Annotated in this window: 21 protein-coding genes and 1 tRNA gene; 6 read left to right on the top strand and 16 right to left on the bottom strand. The window is 65.6% G+C overall.

All coding sequences use genetic code 11. The features are described 5' to 3' along the window. Nucleotide 1: 1 nt before the first annotated feature. Nucleotides 2–2,314, bottom strand: a complete 2,313-nt coding sequence (locus BR47_RS0128165) for a winged helix-turn-helix domain-containing protein (protein ID WP_353583009.1) — start codon at nucleotides 2,312–2,314, stop codon at nucleotides 2–4. On the opposite strand from BR47_RS0128165, the gene BR47_RS0128160 reads away from it, so the two are divergent. Both BR47_RS0128160 and BR47_RS0128155 read left to right on the top strand, forming a co-directional pair. Beyond that, the gene (locus BR47_RS0128160; RefSeq protein ID WP_029121527.1) at nucleotides 2,313–2,789 is read left to right on the top strand and encodes a hypothetical protein; all 477 of its coding nucleotides are present in this window, start codon (nucleotides 2,313–2,315) and stop codon (nucleotides 2,787–2,789) included. The two genes, BR47_RS0128165 and BR47_RS0128160, sit on opposite strands and share 2 nt — an antisense overlap. A gap of 237 nt (nucleotides 2,790–3,026) precedes the next feature. Continuing rightward, nucleotides 3,027–3,839, top strand: a complete 813-nt coding sequence (locus BR47_RS0128155; RefSeq protein WP_020099150.1) for an STAS domain-containing protein — start codon at nucleotides 3,027–3,029, stop codon at nucleotides 3,837–3,839. 143 nt (nucleotides 3,840–3,982) lie between these two features. Here BR47_RS0128155 and BR47_RS0128150 read toward each other — a convergent pair whose 3' ends face one another. The 5 genes from BR47_RS0128150 to BR47_RS32340 all read right to left on the bottom strand — a co-directional run bounded on the left by BR47_RS0128150 (nucleotide 3,983) and on the right by BR47_RS32340 (nucleotide 8,819). Continuing rightward, nucleotides 3,983–5,248, bottom strand: coding sequence for an MCE family protein (locus tag BR47_RS0128150; protein WP_051635062.1), 1,266 nt, complete (start codon nucleotides 5,246–5,248; stop codon nucleotides 3,983–3,985). 236 nt (nucleotides 5,249–5,484) lie between these two features. Beyond that, nucleotides 5,485–6,324, bottom strand: a complete 840-nt coding sequence (locus tag BR47_RS31720) for a glycosyltransferase family 2 protein (protein WP_051635060.1) — start codon at nucleotides 6,322–6,324, stop codon at nucleotides 5,485–5,487. A 68-nt stretch (nucleotides 6,325–6,392) separates the two neighbouring features. Continuing rightward, complete coding sequence (locus tag BR47_RS0128140) at nucleotides 6,393–7,535, bottom strand: zinc-binding dehydrogenase (protein WP_029121525.1); 1,143 nt, start codon at nucleotides 7,533–7,535, stop codon at nucleotides 6,393–6,395. A gap of 128 nt (nucleotides 7,536–7,663) precedes the next feature. Further along, entirely contained in the window at nucleotides 7,664–8,149 is a 486-nt protein-coding gene (locus BR47_RS0128135) for a MarR family winged helix-turn-helix transcriptional regulator (protein ID WP_036427948.1), read from the bottom strand. Between the two features lie 328 nt (nucleotides 8,150–8,477). Next, nucleotides 8,478–8,819 (bottom strand): hypothetical protein, encoded by a 342-nt coding sequence (locus BR47_RS32340; RefSeq protein WP_141772205.1) that lies wholly within the window; start codon nucleotides 8,817–8,819, stop codon nucleotides 8,478–8,480. Between BR47_RS32340 and BR47_RS32880 the strand changes: the two genes are divergently transcribed. Continuing rightward, complete coding sequence (locus BR47_RS32880; protein WP_155987083.1) at nucleotides 8,806–8,967, top strand: hypothetical protein; 162 nt, start codon at nucleotides 8,806–8,808, stop codon at nucleotides 8,965–8,967. The genes BR47_RS32340 and BR47_RS32880 overlap by 14 nt on opposite strands. A 486-nt stretch (nucleotides 8,968–9,453) precedes the next feature. Here BR47_RS32880 and BR47_RS0128120 read toward each other — a convergent pair whose 3' ends face one another. The 5 genes from BR47_RS0128120 to BR47_RS0128095 form a co-directional block, all read right to left on the bottom strand. Continuing rightward, the gene (locus BR47_RS0128120) at nucleotides 9,454–10,794 is read right to left on the bottom strand and encodes a hypothetical protein (RefSeq protein ID WP_141772204.1); all 1,341 of its coding nucleotides are present in this window, start codon (nucleotides 10,792–10,794) and stop codon (nucleotides 9,454–9,456) included. A 413-nt stretch (nucleotides 10,795–11,207) separates the two neighbouring features. Beyond that, on the bottom strand, nucleotides 11,208–11,837 hold the full coding sequence (locus BR47_RS0128115) for a cutinase family protein (RefSeq protein WP_020099142.1): 630 nt from the start codon (nucleotides 11,835–11,837) through the stop codon (nucleotides 11,208–11,210). A 599-nt stretch (nucleotides 11,838–12,436) separates the two neighbouring features. After that, a complete protein-coding gene (locus tag BR47_RS0128110) occupies nucleotides 12,437–13,054 on the bottom strand; it encodes a hypothetical protein (protein ID WP_029121520.1) in 618 nt (205 codons plus the stop codon). Next, nucleotides 13,032–14,588, bottom strand: coding sequence for a hypothetical protein (locus BR47_RS0128105; protein WP_141772203.1), 1,557 nt, complete (start codon nucleotides 14,586–14,588; stop codon nucleotides 13,032–13,034). The genes BR47_RS0128110 and BR47_RS0128105 overlap by 23 nt, the downstream gene beginning before the upstream one ends. 191 nt (nucleotides 14,589–14,779) lie before the next feature. Beyond that, a tRNA-Leu gene (locus tag BR47_RS0128095) sits at nucleotides 14,780–14,853 on the bottom strand. A gap of 158 nt (nucleotides 14,854–15,011) precedes the next feature. Here BR47_RS0128095 and BR47_RS0128090 point away from each other — a divergent pair. The 3 genes from BR47_RS0128090 to BR47_RS0128080 are packed head-to-tail and all read left to right on the top strand — an operon-like array spanning nucleotide 15,012 to nucleotide 17,160. Further along, nucleotides 15,012–15,497 (top strand): hypothetical protein, encoded by a 486-nt coding sequence (locus BR47_RS0128090; protein ID WP_029121517.1) that lies wholly within the window; start codon nucleotides 15,012–15,014, stop codon nucleotides 15,495–15,497. A 2-nt stretch (nucleotides 15,498–15,499) separates the two neighbouring features. Then, nucleotides 15,500–16,018, top strand: a complete 519-nt coding sequence (locus BR47_RS0128085; RefSeq protein ID WP_029121516.1) for a hypothetical protein — start codon at nucleotides 15,500–15,502, stop codon at nucleotides 16,016–16,018. An 8-nt stretch (nucleotides 16,019–16,026) separates the two neighbouring features. Next, complete coding sequence (locus BR47_RS0128080) at nucleotides 16,027–17,160, top strand: MAB_1171c family putative transporter (protein WP_177127361.1); 1,134 nt, start codon at nucleotides 16,027–16,029, stop codon at nucleotides 17,158–17,160. A 1-nt stretch (nucleotide 17,161) separates the two neighbouring features. On the opposite strand, the gene BR47_RS0128075 is transcribed toward BR47_RS0128080, so the two are convergent. From BR47_RS0128075 to BR47_RS0128055, 5 genes are all read right to left on the bottom strand, one after another. Then, on the bottom strand, nucleotides 17,162–18,058 hold the full coding sequence (locus tag BR47_RS0128075) for an alpha/beta fold hydrolase (protein WP_029121514.1): 897 nt from the start codon (nucleotides 18,056–18,058) through the stop codon (nucleotides 17,162–17,164). 155 nt (nucleotides 18,059–18,213) lie between these two features. Continuing rightward, on the bottom strand, nucleotides 18,214–19,014 hold the full coding sequence (locus tag BR47_RS0128070; protein WP_081831422.1) for an EAL domain-containing protein: 801 nt from the start codon (nucleotides 19,012–19,014) through the stop codon (nucleotides 18,214–18,216). 158 nt (nucleotides 19,015–19,172) lie between these two features. Then, entirely contained in the window at nucleotides 19,173–20,426 is a 1,254-nt protein-coding gene (locus tag BR47_RS0128065) for an RNA polymerase sigma factor (RefSeq protein ID WP_286154338.1), read from the bottom strand. Nucleotides 20,427–20,433: 7 nt separating this feature from the next. Beyond that, nucleotides 20,434–20,829 (bottom strand): YciI family protein, encoded by a 396-nt coding sequence (locus BR47_RS31710; RefSeq protein WP_036427941.1) that lies wholly within the window; start codon nucleotides 20,827–20,829, stop codon nucleotides 20,434–20,436. A gap of 176 nt (nucleotides 20,830–21,005) precedes the next feature. Then, nucleotides 21,006–22,022, bottom strand: coding sequence for an AurF N-oxygenase family protein (locus BR47_RS0128055; RefSeq protein ID WP_029121511.1), 1,017 nt, complete (start codon nucleotides 22,020–22,022; stop codon nucleotides 21,006–21,008). Nucleotides 22,023–22,061: the final 39 nt, after the last annotated feature.

The following is a 22,061-nucleotide window of genomic DNA, read 5'->3' as shown; positions in this document are numbered from 1 at the left end:
GTCAGGGCTGGTCGAGCAGACCGAGGCGCGCCGCCTCGGCGACGGCCTCGGCGCGCGACGACACCGACAGCTTGCGGTAGATCGCCTTGGCCTGACTCTTCACGGTTTCCCGCCCCAGGTGCAGTTCGCCGGCGATCTTCTGCAGGGACAGGTGGGTCGCCAGGTGCGGGAGCAGACGCAGCTCGGCCGCGGTCAGCGATGGCCGCGGCCCGTGCCGCGCGTGTGCGGCAAGCAATTCCCGAACGCGCGCCAACCGTAGGTGCACCGACGCCGCATCGGGCTCCCGCCGGGCGGCCAACAGCCCCGCGTCGAGATGCCGCCGGCACAGTTCCGGGTCGTCGATCTCGAGGGCGGTAGCCGCCGTCAGCGCATGTCCCAGTGCCGCCGTGCGCGCCGCCAGGTCGCCCAGCCGGTCCAGCAGCCGTTCGGTGCCCCGCACCGCATCTCGCGCCCCGGCGACGTCGCCGCGGTGGCTCCGCACCAACCCGTCCACCGCGTACACCAAGACGATGGGCACCAGGTCGCACAGGTCGCGGGAGTCGACGATGCTGCGGGCCTGGGCGCTGCGCCGCGCCGCGGACTGCGGGGCCCCGTCGTCGAGGTCCAGCAGGGCCAGATGTGCCAGCGCCACGGCCCGGAAGCCGGGAAGGTCGTCGAGCACCGGGAGCGACGATTCCAGTGTCGCCCTGGCACTTTCCGCGTCACCGGCCATCGACAGTGCACCGCCCTTGACCGAGGCCGCCGCGCCCCACCACGGGTTCACGAGGTGATTGCCCGCGGCGCAGACCGTGTCGGCATGCCGGACCACCTCGAGCACCCCGCCGATGCCGACGAGTGAACCGACCAGGGCGGCAGCCACTTTCACCGACGGTGCACCGTCCGCCAATGGCGCACCACGGTCGGCGGCCGCGGCCAGCAACAGGGACCGCTGGATGAGATCGGCGTCCCCCAGCGTCAGCCCGAACCAGGCCCGGGCGATCGCGGCATCGGGATGCTCGGCGAAGACATGCTCGTCGAGCAGGCTCAGCCGGCGCTCCAAGATGCCCGCGCGGCCGTCGAATCCGAGACGTACGGCATCGCGTTCCACCAGTGCCGCGGCGTGTGCCGGGTCGTCGGCCGCCAGTGCCTGCAGGAGGGCACCGTCGGTGTCGCCGGACCGCTCGAGATGCTCGGCCGCCCGGGACGCCAGGGCGCGGAACCGCTCCGGATCGCGATTGCGCAGCCGCGCCCGCAGCAGATCGGCGAACAGCCGGTGGTACCGGTATTCGATGCCGTGCGCGTCGAGTGAGATCAGGAACAGGTTGCCGGAGGCATGGATCGCGCTCAGCATGTCAGCTGAATCTTCGCGCTGCAGAACGTAGTTCAGATCGTCGTCGGTGAAGTGGTCGAGCACCGCGGATTCCACGAGGAATGCTTCGACGGCCGGGTCCAGCCGGCCCAGTACTTCTTCGACGAGATAGTCCGCGACCAGGCGGTGACGTCCGGTGATCGCGTCGGCAGACGAACCGTCACGCAAGGCCATGGCCGCCATCACCACGCCGGCTGCCCAGCCCTCGCAGCGGTCGACCACGAGCGCGGCCGTCGGACCGACCGGTCCGCCGACCGAGCCGAGGGCCGATTCCGCCTCTGTCACCGAGAGTTTCAGCTCCTCGGTACCGACATCCAGCACGCCGCCCTGCAGCCGGCGCCGCGCCAGATCGAGCTGCGGCGCGGTGCGGCCGATCAATGTCAGCGTCGTCGATTCCGGGGCGAGTTGGACCAGGGCGCGCAGGGCCGACACCGCCGCTTCGTGTGTCAGCTCATGAATATCGTCCAGCACCAACACAATCGGCCCGGCGGACTCCAGCGCCGCGATCGCCGCGGGAACCAGTTGGGTATCGACGGCCCGGCCGGCGCCGCGCAGGTACTGGAACGTCGCGGGATCGACTGGGGCAACCTGGTCCACGGCGGTCACCAGATGCAACAGCAGGTGAGCAGGGTCGTTGTCGAGATGGTCGAGCCGCACCCAGGCGAACTGCCGGGTGTCGGCGTCATCCCAGAGCGCCACCGCCGTGGTCTTGCCGTATCCGGCGGGCGCGATGACCACCACCAGTTCCGCAGCCGAGCCGGACAGCAATCCGGTGATCGCCGGCCGCGCGATGACCGCACCGCCCAGCCGGGGCGGGCCGTAGGTGGCCGTCGGGATGTGCGCTACCCAGCCTTCCCCTGCCACCTTGGCATCGTAGGTGTGTCCCCCTGGTCCACCCAACCGCGCCATTTTTGACCACAGCGTCGAATACGTTGATACGGTGCGCTCGAGGATGGGAGCGACCATGGGCAACACAATCCGCGCCGTGACAGCGACGGCAGCAGTGCTCGGCCTTGTGGCGGGCTGCGGCGGCAAGGCCGACTCCGGCGCCAAAGGATCGTCGAGCTCCGCATCGACCAGCACCTCGGCACCAGCGCCCGCCGAACTGCAGGCGCTGGTCCCGACACCCGGCGGCACCGCCCAGACCTGGGGCCCAGACACCATCGCGGACAACGGGATTCACCTCAGCTTCAAGGTGACGGGCGCACCCACCGAGGTCGTGACGGCGTACAAGGCCGCGCTCGAGGGCAAGGGCTGGGCCGTCACCACCATCGTGTCGTCCGACGGCGGACCGGGAGGCGGTGGCGGTGCCACCTACACCGGCACGCACGGCGACAGCTACGCCGTCTTCGATGGCGGCGGCATGGGCACCGAGACGTACCTCAACGTGTGCGCCTGGCCGGCCAAGCCGGCCCAGCCGAACTGCAGCCGCAAGCGCTGACCGCGCCGAGCACTCCGACAGTCGGCCTTGTGACCGGGCTGTCTCCAATTTTCCGGTCATAAGGCCCACTGTCGGCGGAATCCAGCAAACCCGTTTCTACCACGCGTCCAGCAAAAGTGACGGCACCGTCAACGACGGTTTCACTCCGCCGTCACCGGGTAGCCATCTAGCGGGGTCGAGATCCCTCGTGACTCGTCCTCATCGAAATCCCCTGAAAGAACTAGACTGAACGCACCGATGCTGGAAGTGAGTGGGCGTGATGGCCGACCGAACGACTCACGGTGGCGGGAGCCGGTGACTGAACCGCTGCATATCAGCGCACCTCTCTACGGCGGGGGTGGCGAGTACACATTGGTCTGCACCGGCGTGCTCGACAGTCTGTCGTATCGCACATTGCGTGACAGGGTGGTCAAGGCGGCGCTCGACGAACCCCGGGTGGTGATCGTCGATGTCAACGAGTTGCGGGTGCCGGAAGCATCCGCGTGGTCGGTCTTCACCAGTGCCCGTTGGCATGTCAGCACCTGGCCCGACGTGCCGATCCTGCTGGTGTGCGCCGACGATGCGGTCCGGGCCGTCATCCGTGGCCGCGGCGTCACACGCTATGTGCCGGTGTTCCCCACGCTGAAGGACGCGACGCAGACGATGGGCAGCGAACGTCCCCGCCGGCGACGACGGGCACGGGCGGACCTGCCGCCCCATGTCAGCAGCATCATCGACGCACAACGATTGGTCGACGGCTGGTTGTCCGGCTGGTCGTGCCCGGCCATGGTCCCGGTGACGGCTGCGATCGCCACGGCGTTGGTCGAAAACGTGTTGCGGCACACCGATTCTTCGCCCACGCTGCGGGTGGAGTACGACGGCCAGGTGGTCACCGTTGCCGTCGAGGACGCCAGTCCCGCACTGGCACAGCGCAAGGAGGACGCCGCGCACGGCGCTGACCAGGTATCGGGTCTGGCGGTGGTGGCTGCGCTGGCGCGAGTGTGGGGAAACCTGCCGAACCCGGCGGGCAAGACCGTGTGGGCCGCCGTGGGTCCGGAGAACGTGCTCTAGCCACGGGTAACGTTCCGGGCACGTGTGATCGACGGACGGGAACCGATGGAAGGACGTCGCGCTTCCACGCCGCGCTCAGGAACGGGCCCTGCCGCTGGTACCGCTGAACGGCTCTAGCGCGGCGGTGGTTCTCGCATCAATGGTCACGGGTTGATGGTGTTTTCGCCGTCCTGGCGACCCCAGACGTACTCGGACGCGAACGGCGATCCGAGACCGAAATGGTTGTACGGCGCGATCGAGGCACCGGTGTCCATCACCATGTACGGCATGGGCCAGATGTCCCGGGTGACGGTCCAGCAGCCGGGCCGGCCCATGGGCCCACCCCGGGCGTTGATGCGAGGCAGATTGTCCGGGTAGACGTACTGGTTCGCCGAGCCGACGAGCGCCGTGTGCGATATCAGCGAGTAACCGTTGCCGCCCACGGCGAACGAGGTAGCCTGCACCGCGCGCGGGAGAGCCCTTATCCCGCAATCGATCTCGGGGCTGTACTTGTCCAGCACCTGGGCCGTGGGAATCAGGTCTTGAGCGCCGCGCACGAGGTATGGCCCGCCACGCTCGAAGATGTCACCGCCGGTGTTGCCGAAGCCGACCGAGGCCATCAACGCCTGATCGATGTTGCCGCGCTGATCATTCAGAGCGCGTTCGGTGGTCACCGCGTTCTTCAGGCCGTCCCACAAATCCGGGGACGCGTTCGCGTAGACCTCGGCGAGATCGGCCAGCGCGCGGTTGTCGTGCCGGATGGACGGCATCCGCTGGTTGAGATCGGCCAGGATGACGTTGCCGTTGACCAGTGACTGACCGAACTTGTCGCCCAATCCGTCGAGGGCCTGGGCCGCAGCGGATAGCGTCGCGTTCAGCTTTATCGGATCGACCTGCTCGGAGATGGCAGTGATGGTCTCGAACAGCGTATTGAATTCCGTGGTGACGCTGACGGCGTTCACGGTGTCTCCAGGCTTGAGGCGCTGCGGCGCCGGGTCCGGCGGCGAGGTCATGGAGATGTACTTGTTGCCGAATACCGTTGTGGCGAGCAGCTTCACGTCCACGTTGCGCGGCAGCACGTTGAGGTATCGCGGATCGACATTGACGATCAGTTTTGCTTCGGCCTTCTCGCCGGGCGCGGCCACCACTTCGCTGCCCGTGAGCCGCCCGATCGGCACGCCGTTGTAGGTGACCTTGGAGCCGTTGTCCATCGACAGCCCGGCCCGGCTGGCCAGCACGTACAGCTGGGCCTTGGTGTCGAACGCGCCGCGGAACTGGAGCCAGGTGAGCATCATTGCCGCGGCGGCGACAACGGCCACGATCACGCCGACGATCTTGTAAGGCGGGGTGCGATCTCGGTTGAGCGGCGCATGGACCTGGCCCGCAGCGACGGGCGGCAACGGCTGCAGTGGCGGCCGTGGTTTCGTCATGGCACTCCAGCGTCAGATCGAGGTGTGGCCGGGCGCCGTTGTCCGGCCTTGATCGCGACTGAAATGCAGGGTACGACTGCGGCCACGCCGGCGGCACGCAAATGACAAACCTCTAGCAAACCGTAAATTGACGCGGCGGATATTCGGTGGCAACCATCTCGCCATCACACGGCGGCTGTTGCCGATGTGATGACGGCCGTCAGCAAATTGGCTGCGACTGTGGACCCGGCCCTGACCTAGGCTCGGCCGACGGCACGTACGCGCAGCAGCTGTACTGCTTCCTGCAGCGCACCAAGGTTCCACGCCAGGGCGCATGTCGTCTTCCTGCGGCCGACACCGGACAACCACGCCACACCCCATACGAGCGACTGAAACGCAGCCCCCACCGCAGCGGGACCCAGCCACCATGGACGGAACTTGTCGAGGACGCGTGCTTCACCGCGGCCGAAATTCCGATACTGAACGAACGCCGCCTTCAGATCGGTGCGCTGCACCTTGCTCACCACAGCATCCGGCACCAACTCCAACATGAACCCGGCTTCGGCTACCCGCCAAAAGAAGTCGACTTCGTCAGCGCCGCCTTTGAACCATTCATCGAAGCCGTGCACCCGGTGGAACAGCTCGCGCGTGAACCCGCAGTTCGTTCCATTCGCGAACACATCCTTGCGGCCCAGCGCCGGATAGAGCCGACGTTCCCGAGCCAGCAGCGTGCCGTCTGCGAGGATGCGGTCAAGTCCACCGCCGACGGCCTGCGCTCCTCCCATGAAGGCCCGGTGATACGCCTCGATCCATCCCGCGTGGACTACATCGTCGGCATCGGTGAGCAGAATGTACTCACCCTTGGACGCCGTAATTCCAATGTTGCGAGCAATATTGGCGCCGGGTGCCCGACTGGCATCCACGACGCGCACACGCGGATCCGAGTAGGAGCGCACCAGGTCGGCGGTGCCGTCCGTCGACCCGTTGTCGGCGACGACGATCTCGAACTCGGTACTGGTCTCCTGCGCCAGTACGGCATCCAGTTGTTTGGCGAGCACGCCGGCACCGTCCCGGCACGGGATGACGACGGAGATCATGAGCCGAAAGGTAGCTGAGAATCATTTGGTACGCGCGTCTTGCAGCGTGCCTGACAGGGATTTGCCAGCTACGGCTGCGATTGCGGTGTCACGAGGAACTTCTCGCCCGTTGCCTTCTTGAGGTAGCTGTTGAACGCCTCGGGTTTGAGCAGACCGGCCAGCGAGACTTCCTGGGTGTAGTTGCTCGCGAAGGTGGTGGTGAGTTCCGCGGCCACGCGCGCCCGGAGCCTGCCGATGACCTCGGCTCCCGCACTGGCGAGGAACGGCGTGAGCAGCCAGCCGCCGATACCCCACGCCATACCGAAGCTTCGGTTGAGGATCGTGGGGCCGGTGTCGAGGCCGCCGTAGATGTACACCTGCTTGTGGACGGCCGACCCGTAGCGGGAGTACTGCGTCGCGGTCGCGTTGGCCGCCTGCTCCATTCCGTTGAGAATCTGACTGGCGAGCGTGCCGCCACCGGTGGCGTCGAAGGCCAGCGTCGCCGAGGTGGCCTTGAGCGCCTCGAGCAGGTCGTGCTCGAATGTCGGTGCGGCCGAGTTACATACGTACTCGGCGCCAAGGTCTCGCAGGATCTGTTCCTGCTCCGCCTTGCGGACGATGTTGACCAGCGGCACCCCGTCGGCGAGGCAGATCTTGACCAGCATCTGGCCCAGGTTCGACGCCGCCGCCGTGTGCACCAAGGCCGAATGTCCTTCGCGGCGCATGGTTTCCACCATGCCCAGCGCCGTCAGCGGGTTGACGAACGACGACGCCCCGTCCTTCGCCGTCGCACCGTCGGGAAGCACCAGGCAGGCCGCGGCTTTCACGACGCGGTACTGCGAATACATGGCGCCGCCGGCGATACCCACCACCTTGCCCAGGAGCGCCTGCGCCGCGGCCGACTCCCCCGCCGCCACCACGGTGCCCGCACCTTCGTTGCCGACGGGAAGTGATTGTCCGACGCGGACGGCCAGCTGTGCCAGTGCTCCGTCCGGCAAGGGCGCGGTGACGACGGGACGCGCCGGGGTGCCCGTGACCGTCGCGGCGGACATGTCGGCGCCGGGAATCAGGAGACCCAGATCCGACGGGTTGACCGGCGACGCCTCGACGCGGACGACGACTTCGTCAGCGGTTGGTTTGGGTATGTCGACGTCCTGCAGCGAGAGTTCGAGCGTGCCGTCCGGAGTCACCAGGGACCGCAATTCCAACGCGGTTTCGGGTACTTCGCTCATCGGTGTGCCTCCGCTCGTCGAACCGTCGCCTGAAGAGTACGCCCGGGCAATTGGCGGCCGCGAAATCAGCTGCCTGCGTGCCTTTTCCGGCCCGCACCAACTGCGGTTCTGTCGATCGACGACGACTTCTAGTGTGGGTACGGTTCCAATTCCCGCATCCGCTTGAGATGCGCTTGCTGTATTTCGTCCGTGCGAGCGAGGAACCCGACAATCAGATCAATCTCCGCCGCGCTGTAATGACGCGACAACATCTTGCCGGCCTGATCCAGCAGTGGGGAGACGAGTTCCGAGAGACGGCTGGCTGCGAGATCGGTGGCAAGCACGGTTACTCGGCGGTGGTCGGTCGGATGTAGCGATCGCCTGATGTAGCCCAACTTCTCCAGGCGGTTGAGCACGATCGTAGTTCCGGCGGCGGTGAGACCGAGCCGCTCGGCCAGAAGTCCGGGCGTCGTAACCGTCTCGCCCGCAAAGAGAATGAGTTCCAGGGCACGTCGATCCGTCTGATTGACGCCGAGCACCCGCACCAACTCACGTGCCAAGTCGTCGACGGAACCGTGCAAAGAATCCATCGTTCTCTTCAGCACTGCTGCGATCCGTGCCAGTTCAGTTGCCATCGGACGAAGACCTCCCCCAAGGTTTTCCTTTGACTGGGCCTGATCATAGCGACGGCCGAGTGGTTCCGGATGGAATTATTGACGCTTTGGCTAGATCTGTCGATGGCCTACTTTGTCACCACCCTGGCCGGCGATACCTGCCGGTCGTGGCACTCAACTTCCCAGCGTGGCACCACTGGAAAATCGCAATGACCCCCGACTGGGCTGATCATTCAGCCCAGTCGAGGGCCATTCACCGCTGCACTTCCCCAGGCCTTGCGCTGAATCTGTCCCTTATCCCACCAGCGCCGCCTATGTACAGCCGGCTACTTCTTGCGCGCCGTCAGGGTTACGTGACGGTCGTGGTGGTGAGCGTCGGAGAGGGATTCGGGTAGCACGCGGTTGCGGTATTGAAGTTGGAACCAATCAATGGTTTCAAGGTAGTGGTGAAGGTCATACCGGGGTTGGAATAGCCGGTGCCGGCATATTTGGTGGTAATCGAGCCGGGAGCGTTGGCCGTCACGTTGATCGTGACGGCAGGCGGGGTATACGTCGAGCCACCGGGAATTGGACCGGGAACAGTGAGTTCGACATTACTGCCCACGAGGGCTGTCGTGCCCGGGACGGATCCACCGGACGCGCTGGAAGAGACATACGTCGAGTTCGCTGGGACCGGGATGAGCATCTTCATTGCGCTGATGCTCACGACCGTAAAGCCGGGGACCGGGTTAAGCGGAACCGTCGATGAACCCGGCGCAATGGTAATGGCCACGGGTGAACCCGCAGTTACCGAACCCGGTGCGGTGGTGGTAACCGACGTTGTCATGCTCGACGTCTGAGTGCCCGCCCCAACTGTTGCCTGACAACTCCAATTCACCGAGACGGCTGCATGTGCCGTCCCGGCGAGACAAAGTGCAGCAGCAAGCGCCATCGGAGTAATGGCGCCGACACGACGCAACATGGACGTATTCGATCGCATTGTTATCTCCAAGAAGTGAAGGTAACGACGTGGGCGGGGTGCCGCGCCGCGGTAATGCGAAGAAAACATAACTCGCCCCCAATTAAATTCCGCGCACATAATCAACACGTTTCGATTGCCGTGTCGCATTCACTATTTGCGATTAGTTATTCGGTATCAGAAATTGAAAAATAGAAAGCTATTTATACAAAGATATTGAGTCCAGAAATAGCGCGAACATGCATCGGCCAACGGCGATGCGACAGCCGAAATGCGCCCTTTGCCCTGCTGCACTGGCCCTGTCTAACGTCAGCAATCGGCCCCTCCCTGGTCGTTGAAGGAGGGGCCGATTGGTCAACTGATGCGGTTACTTGCTGCTGCCGCCTGCGCCGCTTGCACCTGTACCGCTTGCGCCGGCGCTGCTGCCGCTGCCGCTCTTGCTGGGCTTGGTGGGCTTGGTGGGCTTGCCGAAACCGTTCTTGAGGCCGGCGCCGAACTTATTCAACGAGGACTTCAGGTTCTCCCCTGCTGAGTTGATCGCCTTCGTCAGGCCGTTCCCAGCCCTGCCAGATGTACCGGGTTTCGGGCCGGTTGACGTACCACCGTTTGGTGTGGTGGTGTCGCCCGAACCGGTCTCGTTCCCCGTCGATCCGCTGGGCTTCGTGGGCTCACCTGTCGTGCCAGGTGTACCGGCCTTGGTTCCGCTGGTCGTTTCGGTGCCACCGCTCGGTGTAGTGGTGCTGCCCGCGGTCGAACCCGAATCGGGCTTCGTTTCGGTTGCGGTGGAAGGTGTTTCGGGCGAAGTCGCGGCGGGTGCCGCAGCATCTGGTTTCGTGGCGGCTGGCGCCGTCGCGGCGGGTTCTGCCGCGGTGGTCGTCGTCGCCGCAATCTTCGGGGTATCGGTCGTCACCTTCTCGGCGCCCAGCGTGACCGTCGCACCCGACACCGCGCCCGACGGAAGAGCGGCCGGTCCAACATCGGCCAACTTCGCCGCTGCTGGCGCCGGTGCACCCAACGCTTGCGCGATGAGGCCGCGAATGGCGACCATCACGGGGACAAGTCCCATTCCGACGTTGAGCGGGGTCAGAATCCCACCCAAGGGTCCCCCTGCCGGTGCATACCCGTTGAGGAAGGCGTTGGTGAGCACGGCAGGTGCATTGACGATCGCGTTCAGGGCCGCCCCCAAGTTGCCGGCGCGCACCCCGTCGTACACCGCTTGCGCGGTGTCCCCAAACGCGCTCTCGACGCCGGAAACTGTGGCGAGCAGAGAAAAGCCCACAGTGCCAAGAAGGGTGGGGGCCAACTTGACGACGTTGGTGATGTTCTGCATGACCTGGCCGGGGATGTTGAGCATCTGGCCCTGTATCAGCGCGAAGCCGGGGTTTATCACCAGCGCGAGCACGGCGCTGAATGCCGTGGTGGTGCCCCCGCTGACCTGACCGGCGGCCAATTGTTGAGCTGCCTGCCGGAAAGCCGGTGGAAGTGCCGTCAGGGCCGTGACGAAGCTGTTGCCGGCATTGCGCAGGTCGGCGGCGATGGTGTTTGCGTAGCCAATCTGGTTGGCGATGATCTGCTTCAGAATGGGAGCGGGGTCGGCCCACACCTGCTGGCCGAGGGCCGAAATGTTGTTGAACGATGTCGCGAGGACCTTCCCCCATTCGCTGATGGGATTGACCGACGCGGTCAACGTCGTCGCGAGGCTCGACACCGGGACCGCCGGCAGGTGCACCTGCTGCGGTGCCACCACTATCGGTGACAACGCAATGGCACTCGCTCCGATCAGCGCCACACCGCTGGTCATACCGGCCCGGACACACGTTTGCATAACTCCCCCTCAGTAATCGGTAACCTGCACCCGCAAATTACTTCACACCGATCACCGCGTGGGGCGAATTGCGCCAGGAATATTCGTTATTTCATATTGAAATTTATCAACAGAAAGTTAATCACCGAAAGTAATCAAATGCATAAAACTATTGCCGCAAAGATATTGCACTAACGAATATCAACCATCCTGAAAATCCGCGAGACGCCAGACCTCGGAACCGAGGATGCAGGCATGCCGAACCGGCCTCGAAACGCAAGCCCACCAGCCGCGGGTGGCGCTTGGGTGTGCCCCTTTTAGAGTCGGCCGGCCGCGAAATCAGCTGCCTGCGTGACCTTTCCGGACTGCACATAAGAACCGTGGGCACCGACGTCGAAGCCGCCGCCCACCCAGCAGATCGGGTCGCCTTCGGCGCACTGATCGATGGCATTGGCGACGTACTGCGGCGCCAACTCGGGCAGCGGTCCGCCTGCGAGCATGCCCGCGAAACCGGTCCGCGGCGCACCGAACAGCGCGGTGGCGGCGACCCGACTGGCAGTCTGCGGTGACGTCGAGTTGGTGGCCCCTTCGATGACGGCCGCCCCCTGCGAGTAGCCGCCGAGCACCATCTTGGTCTTCGGGCAGTTGGCCGCGGTGGACTCGATGACCGACCGCGCGGCGTCGATGCCGGCGGGGGTGCTGACGGCGAAGTCGTTGCTCGCCGGGTAGTCGACCGGCGTCGCTTCAACGGTGCGCGGCGCCACCCGGGCACGCAGGTCCTCGACAAAGGGACGACCGACACTGCCCAGGCCCGGCGGCTCGGTGGTGCCGCGAGCGAACACGACCTGGACGTCGGGGCACGGTGCGGCGATTGCGGCTGGTGCGTAGGTCGGGATGACGGGGGCCAAGGCGGCGACGGCGGAGAGCAACGCGAGCTTGCGGGTCATACCGACCGATCGTAGGACGGCGGCGCAGCTTCGCAATGGGTTTGGTCCGTCATCAGAGTGGCCGCGAGGTGATCTCCAGCCAGGCTTGGAATTCCATCTTTACGCGGCGCCGTTCCATCCGCCGGGCATGCGAGCGTTCCATGGCCAGCCGCAGTCCCTTCGGCGGGGCCGAAGTGCCGGTCCGGTAAACCGTTGGTGCCGAACGGGTTCCATGAGCTTTCGATAACGGCGGCGCCGCTTTTCGATCCGGCAACCGAGCGAGGTGGGCGCGGCGCAGGTGGGTCGCCGTCACCTCGCACGCGGCGCCAACGAGTAGCACCAACACTGCCGCCACTTCGTACTCTGCGTACATCATGATGGCGCCTTCTCTCCCGTGCTCACCGCACCGGCGCACGGCCTGGGCCTTCGTCGGCTGAGAATATGAACTGTTGACGCTCTCTACGATTGTCCGTCAAACCGCACCGCGATATAGGCCGAAGAGCGATCTTTAGTGCGAGATGGATCGAGTTCTAGCGCAACCCACCAGTGAGGGGCGATCAGTGATCAACGTGCCGACCGTCGGTTCGCAGCGAGCACGCTGTCGACGCCCCGCGGCCCGGTCAGCGACCCGCTACCAATCGTTGGTCAGCAACTGCAGCGGGTCCGGCCAGAATCAGGCCATGGCCGAGGGAGATTCGAAGGCGCAAGTCGAACCGAGCCTGGCGTTTGATGACTTCGGCCCCCGCAATCTGCAAGGCACCGGCGATGGTGCAACGGCCGGATTCGACGGCTGTGATCCGGCCCTGCTGAACGACGAGAACGACTAAGTCCATGTCGAAGCAGACGGTCAATTCCACCTCGACGGTGCCGGCCGACCTGCCATTGACGAACACCTCCACGGTCCAAGGGTGGCTGAACTCGATCTTGTGCGTCGCCAGCTTCACGGTCTCCCGGGCCGCCGAATTGTCGCGCGTACGGCGGGCGGCCGCCACGAGCTCGTCGAACTTCTTCCATCCTTCGACGGCCAGATCGAGCAGGCTCAGCGAGAGTTGTTCATCAGTCTGTCTGGCCACCTCGCCCTCGACGAGCGGTGTCACCCCAGGGAACCGCGCAACGAGGTTGTTGACGGTGCCGCTCTGGTGCAGCGAGTCGGTCAGCGCCCGAGTCGGTTCGACCGCCGCATCGCAATACAGGAGGTCTCGAACGGTCACCGTCTCAGTCAACTCGGATGCGATCATCATCCACCTCTCTCAAAGTCACGACATCAGGCTTGGAATGCACCGCCACGTGCACGGCGTACGTCGCCTCGCCGGCTGCCGGCGTCTCACGCAACGTGACAGCCGCGGGGCCACCGAGCCGCGTGATTACTCGGACCTGCGGGGTGCGAAGTGCACGGCGACCGACGTGAACGGCCGCAGCCAGCAGGAGCACCGCGATAACGGCGGCGACCAGGACGAGCGGCCACCATTTGTGCGGCGGCGGTGGCGGGATGATGGGAGGCGGTGGCGCCGTCGGCGTCGTAACGGGTGGCGGCACCGGCAGACCTACGGTCACAATGGCGAAATCCCCAGTGTCCCAAGCCGATCCATCCGCGCACGAGGCACGCACTGTGTGACTGCCCACTGCGGCATCGGATGGGACGGCAAACCATGTCGCGAAGTGGCCGTTCCCGTCGAGCGCTACCTCAAATCGGGGCGGGGCACCATCCCACGACAGCGTCACCGTCCGCTCGTGGTCGGCACAGAGGAACTGCGAGCCGACGATGTGCACCGCATCTCCCCCATGCCCTTGCGTGGGGTCGAGCGCGATCGACGCCACCGCGGCTCCCTGGTTCGTCACTGGGCTGACGACAGTGAACTGCTCACTGGCCGCGACGTCGGGATCGTCGGCGCAGGCGGCCAGCACCGTGTACTCGCCAACGGGCGCTGTCGCGGGAACGGTGAACGGGACACGGAAACTGAAGGGCGAGGCCTTGGTCGACGGAGACTTGTCCCCGTCCCAGAACAACAGCACGTCGCCGCTGTCCGGACAGGCAAAACCTGTACCCGTCGCCGTCACTTGCGATCCCGCCGTTCCCTTCGGGGTGCTCAAAGTCAAAGTGGGCTTCGGGGTTTCGACCACTGCGAAGGGCGCAGATGCCGCCACTGGCAATTTGCGCAGGGAGCCGCATACCGCGGTGACGGTGTGTCCGGTTGCCGGGCCATCCGGAACGGTGAACGCCAGACTGCCGACGGCGGGGTCTACGGCCTTGACAGTCAAAGGCTGGCCGTCCCACTGGAGACGCGGGGCGTCGAGGCACCGCCCGAAGCCTTTGGGGGTAGCCGTCACCTGCGAGCCGGCGGGCCCTTTGCCGGGATCCAGTGTGAGGGTTGGCTTCTCGGTCACATCGATCGTGAACGACGCCGGAGCCACCGTGCGGGCCCCATCCAGGAGTCTGCACACAGCGGTCACCCGGTGCGCACCGGCCGGACTGTCCGGCACCGTAAACGTCAGATCGCTACCGGCGGACAGTGGCCCGCCATCCCAGAGCAGGTGTGGGGAGTCCAGGCAGTAATCGAAGCCTGTGATGGTGGCCGTGACCTGAGTTCCCGAGCCGCCGTGCGATGGCGCAAGCGTGAGGGTGGCTGAGTCGGCGGCCGGTGCGGGTGCCGCGATCACCGGAGGTAACGCCTTCAGCGCGGGCGAAGCGGTCGTTGTGGGCGCGGTCGACGTCGTCGGTGTCGACCCCGTATCGGCGAACACCACGCCGGCGCCCCCGAACAGGATCGTCAACGAGATCGCGCAGCCGAGGGCCGGCACACCCGCATAGCGGCGAGGAAGTAGCGCACCCATGGCGGCCCACCTCCTCTCACGAGGAAGCATCACGCGACGGCGCACAACCATCACGAGTACCGCGCTACTCGTTTCTGCGGTAGGTCGCTCAGGGAGGTGGAGTGATGCACCCAGGGCAGGCAACGTGTTTGTGCCCCCAGTCGGACTCGAACCGACACTTGGCGGATTTTAAGTCCGCTGCCTCTGCCAATTGGGCTATGGGGGCGGGCACCGACTCAACCGGCGCCGCCATGACGGTAGCGCCCGCCAGTCCGACCGTACGCAGCGGTCCGGCCGAGATCGCGAGATCAACCGAACGTTGAATTTCGCGAGAACACTCGTCTACGAGTTGAGGCCCGCTGATTTCGGTGCTTCACTGGGCAGATGGCGACTTCGCCGACCACACCGAACAGCCAGCCCGTCGCGCCCGATGCACACGACGCCGGTGACAGCCTGGCTGAGCGGATCAACGCGCTCTTCGATGCCCATCGGCGCCCCGATGGCCGGATGTGGACCAACGAGGAAGTCGCGACCGCCCTCAAGAAGGCCCATCCCGACATCAAGGTCGGCGGTGCTTATCTGTCCGCGCTGCGGACCGGCAAGCGGGCGCGCCCGGGCATCGACCTGCTCGGTGCGCTGGCCGACTTCTTTCAGGTGCCGTTGTCGACCATCACCGATCCGGCGCGGTCGCATTCACTCGACGAGCGGCTCGGCGCACTCGATGAATCCGTCCGCGACGACGTCGAACTGATTGCGTTGCGTGCCATCGGCCTCAACAAGGAGAGCCTGGAAACCGTTGCCGCCGTGCTGGATCACGTGCGCGCGCTGCAAGGCCTGCCGACCATCGCCCCCGCGAAAGCCGAACGGTAGTCATGGACGCGTCGTGTGACGCAGCATCAGTTCTGCGATCGACGCGCGAGCTCAAGGCGATTCACCGTGACTGCACACGCAAGCTGGTGGATTTGGGGCTGGACAAGCTCACCACGGTCGATGACATCCGCGCGATCGCCAGCATGATCAGCGGGCGTGACATCCAGCTGCTGCCGTATCGCTTGTCGGGAAGCGGTGTGCACGGCATGTTGGTGCGGACGGGTCCCACCGACTACGTGGTCTTCGACAGCGAGACCACCACGATGCACCGCGAGCACATCATCCTGCACGAGCTCAGCCACGTGCTGTGCGGCCACTCGGCTGCCGGCCAAACCGGCCCGGCCGAAGTGCTGCGCCGGGAGAACTACATGGACCGCCAGGAGATCGAGGCCGAAACACTCGCCTCCATCATGGGGCAACGGGTCAGACGCGGTGCGCCGCAAACCGTCTCGCTATCAAACGCCAACTTGGGTCGCATACTCGCGTCGCTGAGACTCGAGGTCAATCCGGCGACCCCGTGATGTCTTCGGTGGCCCAGATGCTCGAGAACACGGCCTTCAGTTATGCGGTCTCCGCAGCGTTCATGTGGGGCGCCGTCATCGTGGTGGCCCTGGCCATCAGCCGGTCCCCCGTGCGGCCGCCCGCGTCGATCGCGCTGCTGATGTCGTTCCTGTTCAAAGGAATTGCGGTCACGCTGTCCATTCCGAGCGTATCGGCATGGCTGGACCGCGCGATCGGGGTGCACAACATCTGCCGGCTCATCCTGAGCCTGACCGGGGGCATGGCCTGGACTGCGTGCGTTCTCGCCGTCATCACCTTCTGGGGCGAGTCCGGCCGACGCGCGTATCGCCAATTGCGCTTGTGGATCGTTCTGGCCTGCCTGGCCGCCGTGGCGCTGATCGTCTGCTGGATCGCCGCGCCGGAGGCCGAACTCCCCGTCGATTTCTACGCCGCGCACGGCGGCGAACCCGTCTGGGTCACCTACATGCTGCTGTACCTGGGCACGTATGCCCTTGGCGCAGTGATCATTATCGTGCGGTGCCTGCAGTACGCCCGCTACCACGAGGTGGCCTGGCTGCGGCGCAGTCTGCTGCTCACCGCCGCCGGCGCCGCCTTGTGTCTGGTCTTCTGCCTGCTGCGCGCGGACTCGGCCATCTACGGCCTGCTCACCAACCGCAGCATGTCCTGGCAGCACCTGGCACCATTCGTCGCCGCGGTGGGGCAGGTACTGATCGTCATAGGTCTTGCGGGACCGTCCTTTTCCCAGCTCGCCCGCGCAGCAGCCCGCCGCGTGCGGATCTACCGATGGCACCGGCAACTGGGGCCGCTGTGGACCGCACTCTACGAAGGCAATTCGCACATCGCTCTCGCGCCGCCCCGGGCCCCGATCGGCGACCACGATTATCGGCTGTACCGCCGCATCGTCGAGATCCGCGACGGGCTCAGCGCCATTCGCCCGTATGTGTGCGATGACCCGGCAAAAACCTCAGCGGCGCAACAAATCCGCAGCGCCATTCAGCATCAGCGCGCACGGCAGCTTCCGGCCGGCGATTCGCATGGCCAGATCGCCGGCGAACCGTGGGGAACCGAGCAGACCAACGAACTCAGCTGGCTCCTCGAGGTGTCCCGCGAGCTGAGGACACCGGCGATCTCGCGGCGGTGAATCAGCCAACGGCACTGAGCTTCTCGATGTCCGGGAACTCTGCCAGCCGGAAGAATGCCTCGGCCCGGTCCAGAATGCGGTCACGCATCGCGATGGTCTGACCGTGGTCGGCGCCCTCGAGCAGCGTGAAATACGCGCGTGGCATCACTGCCGCCGCATGGCGGGAATCGGCCAACCGCAACATGTCTCGGGAACCGGCGAATAAGAGGGACGGCGTCTGGACCTGCGCCAGCACATCCTCGGCGACACCGGGTTCGGCATCCCACTGCCGCATCAAGGCGACCAGACCCCGGGCGCCGAGGGCGTCGACCGTGGCGCGAAATCCCGAGCCCATGGTGGTGCCACGATGCTCCTGCCAGCCCTGCACGAATCCCTCGATGCCCCATTCCTCCGTCACCGCAATGGCATCGGGGAACATCACCACGTTGACCGCACCGCGTTGCGGCCGGGACGACGAGCCGGCGACCACCAGGGACGCGAGCCGTTCCGGCGCGACCGCCGCCAGGGTCAAGCCGATGCGACCTCCCAGCGAGTACCCCAGGTAATGCGTCTGGGCGATCCCGAGGTGGTCGAGCAGCGCGCACACGTCGCGCACCGACGCCTGAATGTCGTACCCGGCGGCATGTTCGGGCTTATCGCTGCGCCCATGGCCACGCACATCGATGGTGATGACCCGGTAGCGCTGCGCCAACTGCGCCACATAACCATGCTTGGACCACACTTTCGACGACTGCAACGACCCGTGTACGAGCAGCACATCACCGCATACCGCACCCGGACGTCGCCGACCCCAGGTCTGATACGCAACTCGGGCACCATCGGGACCATAGCGCCGCAGGAAACCTGTTTCAGTGGCCGTCATTTCGACGGGAACGGCTGTGGATGTGAGCGTGGACATGAGTGAGGGCGCCTTCCCAACACAGTGAGCACTGCCGGACGTAACCGCGCGCGACGCTGCGCATCACTCAACTGACCGTTACCAGATTGAGTAATAAATCAACTGTCCGTTGAAATCTCTCTGGCGTCAAGTCGAGAGCCCCAGAAAGTGGCAACTCAGAACGTGGCCCGAGCGCCGGCACTCACCACACCGAGGACTTCGGACGCCTGCAGAGGCGGGCTGAGGAAGAATCCCTGCAGCACATCGCACCCGAAATCCCGTAACTGCGCGGCTGATTCAGCGCTCTCGATGCCCTCGGCGACGATCCCGAAACCGAGCCGGTGCGCGAGGTCGATGATGGTGCGCACCACCAGCGCGGCGCGATCGTCGACCGTGACCCGCGCGATGAAGTCGTGGTCCAGCTTGATCTCGTCGATCGGCAGGTCGGAGAGATAGGTGAGTGCGGAGTACCCGGTGCCGAAATCGTCGAGGGCGATCCTGATGCCGCGGTCGAGCAGGCCCGTCAGCACCGTCCGGGTGTCTTCCATATTGTCGACGAACAGGTCTTCGGTGATCTCGACCGAGAGCGCCGACGGCGGCAAACCGCGGTCGTTCAGCGCCTGACACAGGTGGTCGGGCAGGTTCAGATCGCTCAGCAACGGCGCGAAAAGGTTAACGGCCACAGGCACTTCCGCTCCGGCGGCGTACCACCGCAGCGCATCGTCGAGTGCCATGTTGACGACCAGACCCGTGGCCTGTTCCATCAGGCCGTGCTCGCGCACCAACGGCAGGAAATCAGCGGGCCGCAACAAACCGCGGTCCAGATGACGCCACCGCAACAACGCCTCCACCCCGACGACGGCGGCCGTGTGCGCGTCGAATTTGGGCTGATAGACCAGCGAGAGTTCATCTCGGTCGATCGCCTGACGAAGGTCCATGAGGAGTTCAGAGATGGCTTGCTCACCCCCGCCCCGCATCGAAGCACGCGATCACATCAGGCTGTGTCGCTTGAGGCAATCCTGACCCAATGTCTCGCGCTGGTCAATCATTACGCTCTCGGTCAAGCAGGCCGCGCCGCCTCGCGCCACCGGCCCTGACGTGTAGTTGTTCGGCCTGACCGCCGTGCACGTCCCAGCTATTCGGCCCGACGGAGCAGCAGCGACCGTTCCGCCTCATTGGTGCTGAGTTCGGCGGCGCGCGTGAACGCTGCCGACGCCTCGGCGGTTCGGCCCAAGCGCTCCAACAGATCTCCGCGCACCGCGTGCGGCAGCGGCGATCGGGGCAGCGGATCAGGCCCGAGCGCATCGAGCACCGCCAGCCCCGCCGCTGCCCCGTAGGCCCGCCCATGTGCCACCGCTCGGTTCACCTCGATCACGGGTCCCGGGGCGGCGACCGCCAGCACGTCGTACAGGTCCGCGATCCGCTGCCAATCGGTGTCCTCAACCCGGATCGCGCGCGCATGACACGCAGCGATGGCCGCCTGCAAGAAGTAGGTCCCGACGGGCGCACCCGCCTCGGCGAGCTGCTCGGCGCGGGCCAGCACCTGCAGCCCACGGCGGCGGAGCAGGTGGTCCCACCGGGCCCGGTCCTGATCGTCCAGCAGCACGGGCGCACCGTCACGGTCCACACGGGCGGGAATCCGCGATGCCTGAAGTTCGACAAGCGCTTGCAGCCCAAGCGAATCCGGGATGTCCGGCACCATGGCGGCCACCATGCGAGCCAGCCGGACGGCTTCGAAACAGAGGTCAGGGCGCGTCCAGTCAGCGCCGGCGGTCGCTACATATCCCTCGTTGAAGGTGAGGTAGATGGCGGCCAGCACGTCATCGAGACGGGCGACGCGCTCGGCCCCCACCGGCAGCTCCATGTCCGCACCGACGAGGGTCTTCTTCGCGCGGCTGATCCGTTGTGCCATCGTCGGTTCCGGCACCAGGAAGGCACGCGCGATCTCGGCGGTACTGAGCCCCGACACCAGCCGCAGCGTCAATGCCGCACGCGACGCCGGGGCCAGGCTCGGGTGACACGTCAGGAACATCAGCCGGAGCACGTCGTCCTCGATGAAGTCGACCTGCCCTGCGAAATCGGGCATGTCGACCTCCTCCAGGCGGTGTCCGATCTCCTCGGCCTTGCGGCGCAGCGTCTCAGCGCGACGGATGTGGTCGATCGCGCGGCGCTTCGCCGCCGTCATGAGCCATGCGGCGGGGTTGGAGGGAATCCCACTCGCGGGCCATTCCTCCAGCGCCGCGACGAGCGCGTCCTGCGCGGCGTCCTCCGCGAGCTCGATGTCGCGGGTCATGCGGGCCAGCGCCGCCACGAGGCGCGCCGATTCGGCGCGCCAGGCGGCGGTCACTGCCTCGGCGCCGGCCAAGCCGGCACCTCCGGTATCGGTCACCGCAAGATCAAGCACCCGGTTCCGGCGCGGTGGCGGGACATCCGGTGCCCTCGGGGCCTTCGATCAGGTGCAACTCGATGCGGCCTTCCCACTCAGGCCAGTGCTCCCGATGCAGCTCGGTAAAGGACCGCGCGCCCTCGACGGCCTCGGCGTGGTCGCGGTACTCCAGCATGGCGTACCCGCCGATGATCTCCTTGCCCTCGGTGAATGGCCCATCGGTCGTGCTCAGCTGGCCGGACCGGACCTGGTAGCCGATGCGGTTCTCCCCCTGCCCCAGACCGCCACCGTCGAGATAGATGCCGTTGGCCGCGTTGTTGCCGACGTAGCCTTCCATCGCATCCATCAGTGCCTGCGGGGGCGGACCCTGGTTGGGATCCATGATGACCAAACCCATGTAGCGCATTGCCTGACCTTTCGTCGTTGTGTCAATCCTTCACACACACGTCGAACGGGTGGGGCGGATTTCGACACGACTCGAGAAAAAGATTTTGGCGACACAACGTCCGCCTGAGAGCGTCGCTGAGGATATATAGGCTCAGCGACGCTCTCAGAGTCAGCGCCGAACGGCGACAGCCTTGGTCAGGCCACGGGAACGACGGCCTGGCGCACCGGCTCGCTGCGGTAGCGCGAGGACGGACCGTCGATCCGGAACAGCCGCCACAGCACCTTGGCAACCGGGTTCATCAGGCCGGCGTCCTCGGCGAGCATGCGCACATCGCCGTAGAACTCGCGCAGCATCGTCCTGGATTCGGGCGCGCGCCAGAAGATCTCTTTCTTCACTGACTTGGGGATGTCGAATTCACGCCAGAAGACGCGGGGCGGCTTGGCGATGAGCGAGGCCGCGACCCGGAAGCCCAGCGGATAGAAGAGCGACAGCACGAAGCGGTTGAACGGCCGCATCTCCGGGATCCGCCGGCGCAGGAACTCGTGGGCGAACGAGATGTGCCGCGCTTCCTCGGCGACGTGGATCGCCATGACGCGCTCCATGATCGGGTGTATCGAACTGCCTTCGCGCAGAATGGATTTCTGCATGTGGTCGATGGGCTCCTCGCCGCAGAGCACCATCATGAAGAAGAACGCCGGCATCGGGCTCGCGAACAGCGGGAAGAGCCAGTTGATCCATTTGACCCAGCGCGGCAGGCCCGGGACGTCCACGCCGACGTGATTCACCATCTCCTGGAACATCAGGGTGTGGTTGCCCTCTTCGATCGCTTCATGCAGGCAGTAGCGGTACTCGGGGCTGCCGTTGGGCACCCAGAACGTGTAGCTGAGGAGCCCGCGGATCAGCATGCTCTCGAACTGCTGGCCGGCCTTGGCGACGTTGGCCTGGCGCCACATGCCGATCGCGATCTGCTTGTCCAGCGGCTGCGCCTGATACCACGCGCTCATACCGATGGGGTCGCTCTTGGCCAGCACCCAGCGCGGATCGTTCTCGGCCACCCGGAACTCGGGCGAATCCCACGAAACGTCCAGATAGGGATTGAAGTTTCGGCGCACCGAACCGGCCGACAGCGTCTCCAGGTTCGCGCAGTAGTCGACGTCATCACGTACGTCCATACCGGCGCGCCACCGGCCGATCATCTTCGTAGCTGCCATGACATCAACCTCCCACGCGAGCACCGTTGCCCGACCAGT

Source organism: Mycobacterium sp. UNC410CL29Cvi84 (assembly GCF_000686745.1).
GTDB classification, from domain to species: Bacteria; Actinomycetota; Actinomycetes; order Mycobacteriales; family Mycobacteriaceae; genus Mycobacterium; species Mycobacterium mucogenicum_B.
Note: the sequence above shows the minus strand (reverse complement) of the source record. Positions and strands in the feature narration are given on the sequence as shown.